Genomic DNA, 12,350 nt, shown 5'->3' on the forward strand with positions numbered 1-12,350 from the left:
TGGCGGCATTTCGCTTTAGCGGCTGAGCTTGCGACAGTTGTTGTCGCGGCTGAAGCCCCTCCCACGATCTGTACGCGTGTCAGATGCGTAGCCTGGATGGAGTCCGGGCTACGGGCTGTAGGAACCGCATTGGCCGCGATGCTTTTGAGTGCGCAAGAGATCGCGGGCAAGCCCGCTCCTACAAGAGCTAAGCCAGTCATCAACGACGTGGAAGGCGCTGGGTAGCATTTCGCTTTAGCGGCGGGCTTGCGACAGCTGTTGTCGCGGCTGAAGCCCCTCCCACGGTCTGTATTCGTGTCAGATGCTGTGCCTACACAAGCAAAAGTCCATAATTTTGGAATAGATGCCTGCTCAGTCATCCAGATTTCTGGACTTATTCCATAATTAAAGACACCTCGTCCGGCCCGTGTGGCCTTATCGAGTCACCGGAAAATCAGCGCAAGCCTCAAGCACAGGTCTCTCGCCCACTTAGACCAAAGTCGTAGGGCCGCCTGGCACAGCTTTCGCTCTAGGGTTGCTTACGGCTTGCGTCTGTTGCCTGACTCAACGCGCACTCCCAACAAGCGTCGCCACAGAGCGATGCCTAAAACAACAACAAAAGGAACCACCCATGGGTACCCTCGGTATTCTGATTTCCCTGGCTTTGTTGATGTACCTCGCGTACCGCGGCATCAACGTGCTGATCCTCGCCCCACTCCTAGCCCTGCTCGCCCTGCTGTTCTCCGGCGACGTGGCGATGCTGTTGCCGACTTACACCCAGGTGTTCATGAAGGCCATGGGTGGCTATGTCATCCAGTTCTTCCCGCTGTTCCTGCTCGGGGCGCTGTTCGGCAAGTTGATGGACGACTCCGGATCGGCCCGCGCTATCGCCCATGGCATCGTCGCCAAGGTCGGTAGCGAGCGGGCGATCCTGGCCATCGTGCTGGCCTGCGGCATCCTCACTTACGGCGGCGTGTCGCTGTTCGTGGTGGCCTTCGCCGTGTACCCGATCGGCGCCGCGTTGTTCCGCGAGGCGGGCATCCCCAAGCGCCTGATCCCCGGCGCCATCGCCCTCGGTTCGTTCACCTTCACCATGACCGCGCTGCCGGGCACCCCGGCGATCCAGAACGCCATTCCCAACCCGTTCTTCGGCACCGATGCCTTTGCCGCGCCGGGTCTGGGGGTGATTGCTGGCTTGATCATGTTCGGTCTCGGCACCTGGTGGCTGACCGCCCAGGCGCGCAAGCTGAAAACTGCCGGCGAAGGCTATGGCGAGCATCGTGACGACCCGGTACAACAGGACAACAGCGGAATTCCCGGCTTCTGGCTGGCATTGCTGCCGATCCTGTTGGTGATCGCTCTGAACTTCCTGATGGCCAAACAGGTGCTGCCGGGCATCGACGCCAGCTACCTGGCCAAGCCGGAGTTCGGCGGGTTGCAGGACGCCAAGTCGCTGATCGGCATCTGGTCGATCATCGTGGCCCTGAGCGCAGCCATTCTGTTGCTCATCGCGATGCACTGGAAACGCTGGATGGACCTGAAGAAGAGCGTCAACGACGGCGCGTTCGGCTCCATGCTGCCGATCCTCAACACCGCTGCCGAGGTGGGTTATGGCACGGTAATCGCCTCGCTGGCCGGCTTCGTGATCATCCGCGACCTGGTGCTCGGCGTCTCCGACAACCCGCTGATTTCCGAAGCGGTGGCGGTGAACATCCTCGCCGGCATCACCGGTTCGGCCTCCGGCGGCATGTCGATCGCCCTGAAGACCCTCGGCGAGCAGTACCTGACCATGGCCAACGCCGCCGGCATCAGCCCGGAGCTGCTGCACCGCGTGGCGGCGATGGCCTCCGGCTGCATGGACACCCTGCCGCACAACGGCGCGGTGATCTCGCTGCTGGCGATCTGCAAACTGACCCACCGCGAGTCGTACAAATTCATCTTCGTCAACACCGTGGCCTTCCCGCTGGTGGCGTTGGTGGTGGTGATTACCCTGGGTACGTTGTTCGGCAGTTTCTAAGAACCTGTTCACGATCTGCTGCGCGTCGGCCATACGGCGTTGCAACGAAGCGAAGCGGAGTAACAGCCGAAGGCTGGCCCGCAGGGCGAGCGAGTCAATCGGGCTCAGACTGCTGATTTACACTCCGCGTCTTCGCCCGATTTCGCCTTGTCTGGCTCTAGCTCGCAAGGTCGTGAACCTGTTCTAAGCAATAGTCCTGTAGGAGCGGGCCATGCCCGCGATGCGATTCGCGGCCATGGCCGCTCCTACGGGTGACATATGACATAGCCCCCTTCGTTACGAGTACCCGCTATGAGCAAAATCATGACTGCCGCCGCTGCGGTGGCGCGCATCGCCGATAACAGCAACGTCGCCACCGGCGGCTTCGTCGGCATCGGTTTCGCCGAGGAAATCGCCATCGCCCTGGAGCAACGCTTTCAGGCCGAGCAGGCGCCGCGCGACCTGACCCTGGTGTATGCCGCCGGCCAAGGCGACGGCAAGGGTCGCGGCCTCAACCACCTGGCCCACGAAGGCCTGGTGCGGCGGGTGATCGGCGGCCATTGGGGGCTGGTGCCGGGTTTGCAGAAGTTGGCGGTGGAAAATCGCATCGAAGCCTACAACCTGCCGCAAGGGGTGATCTCGCAGCTGTTTCGCGACATCGCCGCGGGCAAGCCTGGGCAACTGTCCAAGGTTGGCCTGGGCACCTTCGTCGACCCCGAATTCGGCGGCGGCAAACTGAATGCCTGCACCACGCGTGATCTGGTGCGACACATGCCGATCGATGGCGAGGACTACCTGTTCTACCAGGCCTTCCCGGTCCATGTCGGCATCGTGCGCGCCACCAGCGCCGATGCGGACGGCAACCTGTCGTTCGAGCGCGAGGCGCTGACCATCGAGAGCCTGGCCATCGCCATGGCCGCGCACAACTCCGGCGGCCTGGTTATCGCCCAGGTCGAACGCATCGTCGAACGCGGCTCGCTGAACCCGCGCGAGGTGAAGATTCCGGGAATCCTGGTCGACTGCGTGGTGGTGGCCGAACCGCACAACCACCAGCAGACCTTCGCCACCGCCTACAACCCGGCCTTCGCCGCCGAAGTGCGGGTGCCCGTGGACAGCCTGACGCCGATGGCGCTGGACGTGCGCAAGCTGATCGCCCGCCGTGCGGCACTGGAGCTCAGGGCCGGCGCGGTGGTCAACCTCGGCATCGGCATGCCGGAAGGCGTGGCCGCGGTGGCCGCCGAGGAAGGGGTGATCGATTTGCTGACGTTGACCGCCGAGCCTGGGGTAATCGGCGGCGTGCCGGCCTCGGGCCTGGACTTCGGCGCGGCGAGCAACCACAGCGCGCTGATCGACCAGCCCTACCAGTTCGACTTCTATGACGGCGGCGGCCTGGACATGGCCTTCCTCGGCCTGGCCCAGGCGGACGCGGCCGGCAACCTCAACGTCTCCAAGTTCGGCGCACGCCTGGCCGGCGCCGGTGGTTTTATCAATATCAGCCAGAACGCCAAGCAGGTGGTGTTCGTCGGCACTTTCAGCGCCGGCGCGCAGGACATCCGCATCGAGGATGGCCAGTTGCGCATCGTCGAGGACGGTGCCATGCGCAAATTCGTCGCCGAGGTCGAGCACCGTACCTTCGCCGGACGCCGCGCTGCCGAGCGCGGCCAGCCGGTGCTGTATGTCACCGAGCGCTGCGTGTTCCGGCTGACCCTCGACGGCCTGGAGCTGATCGAGATCGCCCCCGGCGTCGACCTTGAGCGCGACATCCTCGCGCGCATGGACTTCGCGCCCCTGGTGCGCCAGCCCAAGTTGATGGACGCGCGGCTGTTTCAGGCCGCGCGCATCGACCTGCGCGACAGCCTTGGCCAGAGCGGTGCCTAGGGTCGGCTCCGGCGCGACCGCGAATGAAACGGCAATAGACCCTAGCGTTTGAGCGTAAACGCGGGCCGGCGTCTTGGGCCCGCGCTTTTTTCGAATACCCCTACCCCACGGCGCTGCCCCGGCACGCGTTGCCAGGACGGCTGTGGGCCAAAAACGCTGTAGCCACAATAAAAACAAGAGGAACACCCATGAACCATCGCCGTAACACCACCCGCCAGTTGCTCGCTGCCAGCACCGCCATCGGCCTGATCGCACCGGCCGGCGCAGCCTTTCTCGACGACAGCACAGCCAGCCTGGACGCACGTAATTTCTACTTCAACCGCGACTTTCGCGGCAGCGAAGCCACCCAGGCCAAGGCCGATGAATGGGCTCAGGGCTTTATGCTGCGCGTCGAGTCCGGCTTTACCGAAGGCCCCATCGGCGTCGGGGTCGACGCCATCGGCCTGCTCGGTCTGAAGCTCGACTCCAGCCCCGAGCGCACCGGCACCGGCCTGCTGAAATCCGACCATGAGGCGCCGAAACGCGCCCAGGACGAATACGCCGAGCTGGGCCTGACCGCCAAGCTGCGCGCCTCGCAGAGCCTGCTCAAACTCGGCACCGTGCAACCGCTGCTGCCGGTGCTGATGCGCAACGACAGCCGCCTGCTGCCGCAGACCTTCAGCGGCGCCTGGCTGACCAGCAACGAGATCGACAACCTCAGCCTCGACCTCGGCCGCCTCGACCGGGTCAACCAGCGCGACTCGTCGGACAACCAGGAGATGGCGGTTTTCAACGGCGGCAAGCGCAACATCGTGCTGGGCAGCACGACAACCAGCGACGAGTTCCTCTTCGCCGGCGGCCGCTACCAGTGGAGCCCGCAACTCAGCAGCAGCTATTACTACGGCGGCCTCGACGGTCTCTATCGGCAGCACACCCTGGGCCTGGTGCACCAGTTGCCGCTAAGCGCGGGGCAAAGTTTCAAGTCCGACCTGCGCTACGCGCGCTCCACCGACGATGGCGGCAGCAATGTCGACAACCACGCGTTCGGCGCACTGTTCACCTACAGCCTCGGCGGCCATGGTTTCACCGCCGGTTACCAGCACCTGAGCGGCGACACCGGCTTCGCCTACATCGCCGGTGCCGACAACTCGCTGGTCAACCTGGTGCAGATCAACGACTTCGGCAACCAGGACGAGCGCTCCTGGCAGGCGCGTTACGACTACAACTTCGCCAGCCTGGGGCTGCCCGGCCTGACCTTTATGACCCGCTACCTGTCCGGCGACAACGTCGAACGCGGCACCGGACAAAGCGAAGGCAAGACCTGGGAACGCAACACCGATATCGCCTACGTGGTGCAGAGCGGCCCACTGAAAAACCTCGGCCTGCGCCTGCGCAACGCCACCACCCGCAGCAACATCGCCAGCGACCTGGACGAAAACCGCGTGATCCTCAGCTACAGCCTGTCGCTCTGGTAAGCAAAAAACCGCTCGACTTCTCGTGCAACCATTACCGGGCCTCATGGCCCGGCTTTTTATGGCGCTGCCCCGGCATGCGCCAGCCGCACCTCACACTGCCTTATGCCGCGCGGCATACAGGCAAATCATCTCCATCGCCAAGGTGGCGCCAATCAGCGCGGTGACTTCGGCGTTGTCGTAGGGCGGCGCCACTTCCACCACGTCCATGCCGACCAAGTTGATGCCGCGCAGGCCGCGCAGGATTTCCAACGCCTGGTGGCTGCTCAGGCCGCCGCACACCGGCGTACCGGTGCCGGGCGCAAAGGCCGGGTCGAGGCAGTCGATGTCGAAGGTCAGGTACACCGGATGGTCGCCGACGCGGGCGCGGATGCGTTCGGCGATCTGCTCTGGGGTGTGCCGGTGCACCTCGCGGGCATCCAGCACCTGAAAGCCCATGACGTCGTCGTTAGTAGTGCGCAGGCCGATCTGCACCGAGCGCGCCGGGTCGACCAGGCCCTCGCGGGCGGCGTGGTAGAACATGGTGCCGTGGTCGATGCGCTGGCCCTCCTCGTCCGGCCAGGTGTCGCTGTGCGCGTCGAAGTGGATCAGCGCCAGCGCGCCGTGCTGCTTCGCGTGGGCCTTGAGCAGCGGGTAGCTGATGAAGTGGTCGCCACCCAGGGTGAGCATGGCGCAGCCGGCGCCAAGGATTTTGTCGGCGTGCGCTTCGATGGCTGCCGGGGTGTCGTGCGGGGTGCCGTGGTCGAAGTAGCAGTCGCCGTAATCGATGCAGGCGAGTACGTCGAAGGGATCGAACTCCCAGGGAAAATGCCGCGCCCAGGCCGACTGGATCGAGGCGGCGCGGATCGCCCGTGGGCCGAAACGACTACCCGGCCGGTTGGTGGTGGCGGTGTCGAACGGCACGCCGCTGATCACCAGGTCGACGCCGCGCAGGTCGCGGCTGTAGCGACGGCGCATAAAGCTGGTGATGCCGGCGTAGGTCGGCTCGGCGGCGGTGCCGTACAGGCTGTCGCGGGTGATGGCCTGGTCGTTGTCGAAGGCGTGATGCATTTTTCGGGTCCTCAGCGGTTGTGAAAATATCGAGCGCCGTAGCGAGACCGTCTCAAGGCGTTCGCGGCAAGACGCGTTACGTTGCAGCGGGCGTTTGGAGGCGGTCGCAGCACACAAGCGCTCAGTACTGGCTACGGAAGGACGTCCACAGGCGGGTGCGCAGGCGCTGCTCGCGCAGGCTCTGGATTCGCTCGGGGAACAAGGTGGCGCGCACCTCGGCCGGCGGGTAGATGTCCGGGTCGCCACTCACGGCCTTATCGAGCAGCGGCGCGGACGCCGCATTGGCGTTGGCGAAGTACAGCGTGTTGGTCAGCTCGGCGATGGCTTCGGGCTTGAGCATGTAGTCGATAAACGCGCGGGCGGCCTGGGGGTGCGGGGCATCCACGGGGATGGCCATGGTGTCGAACCAGATCAGCGTGCCCTCCTGCGGAATGCGGAACAGCACGTCGAACGGCTGCCCAGCCTCGGCGGCGCGGACGGCGGCCATGCCGGCGTCGCCGGTGTAGGTCAGCGCCAGGCAGATGCTGCCGTTGGCCAGGTCGTCGATATGCTTGCCGGTGCCGACGTAGCGCAGGTTCGGCTGCAACTGGGCGAGCAGTTGCTGCACCGCGTCGAGGTCGGCGGCGGCGCTGCTGTAGGGGTCCTTACCCAGGTAGTTGAGGGCGATGGCGATCACCTCCTGCGGCGAATCGAGCACGGCGATGCCGCAGTCCTGCAATCGGCTGGCGTACTGCGGCTTGAACAGTAAATCGAGGCTGTTCAGCGGCACGCCCGGCAAACGCTGCTGCACCGCTTGTTGGTTGATGCCCAGGCCCACGGTGCCCCAGGTGTAGGGCACGCCGTAGCGGTTGCCAGGATCGACGCTGGCCAGCTTGCCCAGCAGCTCGGTATCCAGGTTGCCGGCATTGCCCAGCGTCCCGAGCGGCTGCACCGCCTGGGCCTGAATCGCCCGTGCCAGCCCGCTGGACGCGGGAAACACGACGCCGTAACCGCTGCCGCCGGTGAGCAGCTTGCTGTCGAGCACCTCGGCGCTGTCGAAGGTGTCGTACTTGACCCGGATGCCGGTCTCGCTCTGGAAGCGCTTGAGCGCCTCGGGCGCCACGTAGTCGGCCCAGTTGTAGATATTCAGCACCGCCTCTGCGGCGTGCAGCGGCAGGGTGAAGGCAAGCAATAGCAGGCTTGCGGCAAGACGCATGGCGATAACCTCATGTCAGGCGGACCGGTTTGCTTTGGGATAGGAGCCCGCTTGCTGGCGATCACCGCTAACCATGCGAATCGCCAGCAAGCGGGCTCCTACAACGGCTCCATCCTGCGCCGCACGTTGCTTCCGATAAATACGAAGTGATCTACTCTGACATCTAGATTCATCAATGTTTGGAGCCGGCATGCTCAGCCAACTGCGCGACCTCGACCTGCACCTGCTGCGCCTGTTCGTCACCGTGGTGGCCAGCGGCGGCTTCAGCGCCGCCCAGGGCGAGCTGGGGATCGGCCAATCGACCATCAGCACACAGATGGCCAAGCTGGAAACCCGCCTGGGTTTTCGCCTGTGCGAGCGCGGCAAGGCCGGCTTTCGCCTGACGCCCAAGGGCGAGCAGGTGCTAGTCGCCGCGCGCAAGCTGTTCGCGGCCATCGAGACGTTCAAGGGCGAAGCCCAGGGCATGGCCGACAAACTGCTCGGCAGCCTCACCATCGGCCTCTCCGAAGCGCTGGATGCCCAGGTGCTGGAGCGCGTCGGCGCGGCCATCGCCCGCTTTCGCCAACGCAACCAGGCGGTGCAGATCGAACTGCTCAGCGCCATGCCGGCCGAGCTGGAGCGGCGCCTGCTGCAAGACCAGTTGCACCTGGCCATCGGCTACTTCGCCGGCACCCAGGCGGCGCTCGACCATCAGCCGCTGTTCGAGGAACAGCAGCGGCTCTACTGCGGCCGCGGCCATCGCCTGTTCGACGTTGCGTCGATCAGCCTCGAACAGCTGCAAGACGAAGACAGCGTGCACCATCCGTATCGCTTCATTCAGCTCGACGAGCCCTGGCAAGCCGCCACCAGCAGCGCGCGCAGCGAACAGGTCGAGGGCACCCTTGCCTTTGTCCTGTCCGGCGCACACATCGGCTACCTGCCCCAGCACATCGCCGCGCCCTGGCAGGCACGCGGCCTGCTGCGCGCGCTATTGCCCGAGCAACTCGGTTTCAGCGTGCAGTTCCAGCTGACCCACCACCGCGGCCGCCAGCCCAGCGAGGCGCAGCAAGCCTTTAGCGAGGACCTGCTCAGCGCCTTCACGCGCGCGCGTGCCGTCTCTGGTTAGGGTGGGCCAAGGCCATGCTGGGCGCGGCGGTCTATAGTTTTTTACTGACGCCCTCTCGTTCGCCCCCTCTCTCACCTGCAAGGAGTCATCATGAGCACGGTTTATCACGTTGCCGTTCTGGTCGGCAGCCTGCGCAAGGCCTCGATCAACCGCAAACTCGCCCTGGCCCTGGCCGATCTCGCGCCGCCCTCGCTGAAGCTGGAGATCGTCGAGATCGGCGAGCTGCCGCTGTACAACGAAGACATCGACATCGACCCGCCACCGGCGCCCTATAGCGCCTTCCGCGCCAAGCTCAAAGCCGCCGACGCGCTGCTGTTCGTCACCCCGGAATACAACCGCTCGGTGCCGGCGCCCATGAAGAACGCCATCGACGTCGGTTCGCGGCCCTATGGCCAGAGCGCCTTCAGCGGCAAGCCCGGCGCCGTGCTCAGCGCCTCGCCCGGCGCCATTGGCGGCTTTGGCGCCAACCAGCACCTGCGTCAGTCCATGGTCTTTCTCGACGTGCCGATGATGCAGCAGCCGGAGGCCTACCTCGGCGGCGCTGGCAGCTTCTTCGAGGAAGCCGGCATGCTCGGCGACGGCATCAAGCCGTTCCTGCAGAAGTTCATCAATGCCTATGCCGAGTGGGTGGCGCTGTGCGCTAAAGGCTGAGACGCGGCAGTGCCGCTCGGGCGTGTGAGGTGGCCCTGAAGAGCGCGGTTATCGCTGAGAGGTGGCGCGGCGCACGCCGGAAAAAGAAAACCCCGCTGGTGCGGGGCCTTTGCAGACTGAGTCCTGACATCCGTGATCTGCACACCGTCCTGGTGGCTATCCCGCGTATCCCTGTTGGTTGGTTTGCGCTTCCTGCGCGACGTCCATGGGCAGCAGATTACTCGCCGCCCCAGGGGGACAACAGTGGCGATCGGCAGCGCGCCATGTAAGCCAAAGCTTACAACGCACCCACCAAGCATTCGCTTGGCTTTATTTTGTGGCCCGCCATCCCTGGCGGCCACCCTGCGGGGCGACGTCAAAAAACGCTCCCGGCGTTTTTTTGTGACGGCCGTCTTGTTAGACTCACTTTGTCCTACAAAAACAACAGACCCCGAACACGGTGGTCATGGGGCTCATTATGCGTGCAGTGGTTATCGCCCTTGGTTGCCTGGCAGCCAGTCTCAACCTACCGGCCCTGGCCGGCGGCCAAAGCCAGATTGCCGATGCGCAAGCCAGCGAACAGCTGTTTTGGAATGAGTTGTACGCTGACGGCGGAACCTCGCTGTATTGCGACAAGTCCTTCGATAGTGCAGGCGGCCTGCTGACCGCCAGCCCGATCTACAGCAGCAAACAGCTGAAGAGCGCGTTGCGCTGCATCACCGACCGCCAGTGCACCATCATGAACCCGCGTTACCCCTATCTCGCCGCGGACCTGCACAACTTTTACCCGGCACTGACGCGCGTCGAACTGGCGCGGCGCAATGCGCAGTTCAGCGACCTGGGCGACAGCGTACCGAGCAAGTTCGACGACATCGGCTGCGATATGAAGACCAGCTTCCAACTGGTTGAGCCACGCGATGCGGCCAAGGGCAATATCGCTCGGGCGATCTTCTACATGCACATCGAATACGACCTGCCCATCGTCGGCCAGGTGCAGATGTACAAGCAGTGGCACCAGATCGATCCGCCGGACGCCGAAGAGCAAGCCCGCAACGACAAGATCGAAAGCCTGCAAGGCACGCGCAACCGCTTCATCGACGACCCCGGCCTGGTCGAAAAACTGATCGCCAACTGACCACCCGCGCGCACAAAAAAGCCCCGCCGAAGCGGGGCTTTCTTATACGCATGTACGTTTAGAACTGCGCGGCATCGAGCAGATACAGCGGCTCGCTACCCGCCTTGACCGACGCGGTCAGTGAGTGGATGCGCGGCAGCAGACGAGCGAAGTAGAAACGCGCGGTGCCCAGCTTGCTGACGTAGAACTCGTCCTGATCCTGCTTGGCCAACGCGGTGCGCGCCATCAAGGCCCACATATAGGCGTAGGCGGTGTAACCGAACACCTGCAGGTACTCGACCGAGGCGGCGCCGACTTCATTCGGGTTGGCCTTGGCGCGCTCCAGCAGGTCGCTGGTCATCAGTTCCAGGTTGGCGATGGCGTCTTTCAGCGGGTTGACGAACTCGGCCAGCGAAGCGTCAGCGCTGTCGGTAAAGGCTTTGATCTCTTCGGCGAAGTGCTTGTAGAACGCACCGCCGCTGCCGACCACTTTGCGGCCGACCAGATCGAGGGCCTGGATACCGTTGGTGCCTTCGTAGATCTGGGTGATGCGGCAATCGCGGATCAGTTGCTCCTGGCCCCACTCGCGGATAAAGCCGTGGCCGCCGAAAATCTGCTGACCGTGTACGGTGGTTTCCAGCGCCATATCGGTGAGGAAGGCTTTGGCCACCGGGGTCAGCAAAGCCACCAGCTCTTCCGCACGCTTGCGGGTGGCGGCGTCTTCGCTGTACTTGGCGGTGTCGAGCTGCATGGCCACATAGCTGGAGAAGGCACGGCCGCCTTCGTTCAGCGCTTTCATGGTCAGCAGCATGCGGCGCACGTCCGGATGCACGATGATCGGGTCGGCGGCTTTGTCTTTAGCCACCGGGCCGGTCGGCGCGCGGCTCTGGATGCGGTCGCGGGCGTATTCCACGGCGTTCTGGTAGCTGCGCTCGCCCAGGGACAAGCCCTGGATACCAACGCCCAGACGCTCGTAGTTCATCATGGTGAACATGGCAGCGAGGCCCTTGTTCGGCGCGTCGACGATCCAGCCGGTGGCTCCGTCGAAGTTCATCACGCAGGTGGCCGAGGCCTTGATGCCCATCTTGTGTTCGATCGAACCGCAGGACAGGCTGTTCTGCTCGCCCAGGGAACCGTCGGCGTTGACCATGAACTTCGGCACCAAGAACAGCGAGATGCCTTTCGGCCCCGCTGGCGCGTCCGGCAGCTTGGCCAGTACCAGGTGGATGATGTTCTCGGTCAGGTCGTGCTCACCGCCGGTGATAAAGATCTTGGTGCCGGACACCTTGAAGCTGCCATCGGCCTGCGGTTCGGCCTTGGTGCGGATGATGCCCAGGTCGGTGCCGGCGTGCGGCTCAGTCAGGCACATGGAGCCCGCCCAGACGCCTGAATACATATTCGGCAGGTATTTTTCTTTCAGCTCTTCGCTGGCGTGGGCGTTGATCGACAGGCAGGCACCGGCGGTCAACATCGGGTAGAGGCCGAACGACAAGTTAGCCGAGTTGACCATTTCCTCGACCTGGGCCGAGATCGCCTTGGGCATGCCCATGCCGCCGAACTGCGCGTCACCACCGACGCCCACCCAACCGCCTTCGGCATAAGCCTGATAGGCCTCGGGGAAGCCGGCCGGGGTTTTCACCGCGCCGTTGTGCCACGAGCAGCCTTCCTCGTCGCCGCTGCGATTGAGCGGGGCGACCACGCCTGCGGTGATCTTGCCGGCTTCTTCGAGAATGGCACTGGCGGTGTCTTCATCGACCACTTCAGCCAGGGCCGGCAGTTCGGCCCACAGCTTGGAAACTTCGAACACTTCGTTGAGTACGAAGCGCATATCGCGCAGGGGAGCTTTGTAGTCAGCCATGGAGCAATCCTCGAACGAACCAACGGGTTTACATCAGGCTTCGGAGTTTACCCGAACAACTTTTAAGACACATAGGGTCGCGTTGTGACCGTAT

Annotated in this window: 9 protein-coding genes; 6 read left to right on the top strand and 3 right to left on the bottom strand. The window is 64.2% G+C overall.

Annotated features, from left to right (window positions below):
• The first annotated feature begins 610 nt into the window (after nt 1–610).
• The 3 genes from B3M58_RS03160 (at nt 611) to B3M58_RS03170 (ending at nt 5,307) form a co-directional block, all read left to right on the top strand.
• A complete protein-coding gene (locus B3M58_RS03160) occupies nt 611–1,996 on the top strand; it encodes a GntP family permease (RefSeq protein WP_296217102.1) in 1,386 nt (461 codons plus the stop codon).
• 291 nt (nt 1,997–2,287) lie between these two features.
• Complete coding sequence (locus B3M58_RS03165; protein ID WP_296217103.1) at nt 2,288–3,853, top strand: acyl CoA:acetate/3-ketoacid CoA transferase; 1,566 nt, start codon at nt 2,288–2,290, stop codon at nt 3,851–3,853.
• A gap of 188 nt (nt 3,854–4,041) precedes the next feature.
• Entirely contained in the window at nt 4,042–5,307 is a 1,266-nt protein-coding gene (locus B3M58_RS03170; RefSeq protein ID WP_296217104.1) for an OprD family porin, read from the top strand.
• Between the two features lie 90 nt (nt 5,308–5,397).
• Here B3M58_RS03170 and speB read toward each other — a convergent pair whose 3' ends face one another.
• Together speB and B3M58_RS03180 are read right to left on the bottom strand one after the other, a co-directional pair.
• The gene (speB, locus tag B3M58_RS03175; RefSeq protein ID WP_296217105.1) at nt 5,398–6,354 is read right to left on the bottom strand and encodes an agmatinase; all 957 of its coding nucleotides are present in this window, start codon (nt 6,352–6,354) and stop codon (nt 5,398–5,400) included.
• Nucleotides 6,355–6,475: 121 nt separating this feature from the next.
• Nucleotides 6,476–7,549, bottom strand: coding sequence for a polyamine ABC transporter substrate-binding protein (locus B3M58_RS03180; protein WP_296217106.1), 1,074 nt, complete (start codon nt 7,547–7,549; stop codon nt 6,476–6,478).
• Between the two features lie 190 nt (nt 7,550–7,739).
• On the opposite strand from B3M58_RS03180, the gene B3M58_RS03185 reads away from it, so the two are divergent.
• From B3M58_RS03185 to B3M58_RS03195, 3 genes are all read left to right on the top strand, one after another.
• Nucleotides 7,740–8,654 carry a LysR family transcriptional regulator gene (locus B3M58_RS03185; protein WP_296217107.1) on the top strand — a complete coding sequence of 305 codons (915 nt, stop codon included), beginning with the start codon at nt 7,740–7,742 and terminating at the stop codon, nt 8,652–8,654.
• A gap of 90 nt (nt 8,655–8,744) precedes the next feature.
• Entirely contained in the window at nt 8,745–9,305 is a 561-nt protein-coding gene (locus B3M58_RS03190; protein ID WP_296217108.1) for an NADPH-dependent FMN reductase, read from the top strand.
• 457 nt (nt 9,306–9,762) lie between these two features.
• A complete protein-coding gene (locus B3M58_RS03195; protein WP_296217109.1) occupies nt 9,763–10,419 on the top strand; it encodes an endonuclease in 657 nt (218 codons plus the stop codon).
• 58 nt (nt 10,420–10,477) lie between these two features.
• Here B3M58_RS03195 and B3M58_RS03200 read toward each other — a convergent pair whose 3' ends face one another.
• Complete coding sequence (locus B3M58_RS03200; RefSeq protein WP_296217110.1) at nt 10,478–12,256, bottom strand: acyl-CoA dehydrogenase C-terminal domain-containing protein; 1,779 nt, start codon at nt 12,254–12,256, stop codon at nt 10,478–10,480.
• Nucleotides 12,257–12,350 lie beyond the last annotated feature (94 nt).

Origin of the sequence: Pseudomonas sp. UBA2684 (assembly GCA_002354655.1) — a bacterium.
Lineage (GTDB): Bacteria > Pseudomonadota > Gammaproteobacteria > Pseudomonadales > Pseudomonadaceae > Aquipseudomonas.

Bases quoted from the DNA above. Each gene is read 5' to 3' on its own strand.
- B3M58_RS03195 (WP_296217109.1), top strand. From the start codon at position 9,763: ATGCGTGCAGTGGTTATCGCCCTTGGTTGCCTGGCAGCCAGTCTCAAC.
- B3M58_RS03160 (WP_296217102.1), top strand. From the start codon at position 611: ATGGGTACCCTCGGTATTCTGATTTCCCTGGCTTTGTTGATGTACCTC.
- B3M58_RS03165 (WP_296217103.1), top strand. From the start codon at position 2,288: ATGAGCAAAATCATGACTGCCGCCGCTGCGGTGGCGCGCATCGCCGAT.
- B3M58_RS03200 (WP_296217110.1), bottom strand. From the start codon at position 12,256: ATGGCTGACTACAAAGCTCCCCTGCGCGATATGCGCTTCGTACTCAAC.
- B3M58_RS03180 (WP_296217106.1), bottom strand. From the start codon at position 7,549: ATGCGTCTTGCCGCAAGCCTGCTATTGCTTGCCTTCACCCTGCCGCTG.
- B3M58_RS03185 (WP_296217107.1), top strand. From the start codon at position 7,740: ATGCTCAGCCAACTGCGCGACCTCGACCTGCACCTGCTGCGCCTGTTC.
- speB (WP_296217105.1), bottom strand. From the start codon at position 6,354: ATGCATCACGCCTTCGACAACGACCAGGCCATCACCCGCGACAGCCTG.
- B3M58_RS03170 (WP_296217104.1), top strand. From the start codon at position 4,042: ATGAACCATCGCCGTAACACCACCCGCCAGTTGCTCGCTGCCAGCACC.
- B3M58_RS03190 (WP_296217108.1), top strand. From the start codon at position 8,745: ATGAGCACGGTTTATCACGTTGCCGTTCTGGTCGGCAGCCTGCGCAAG.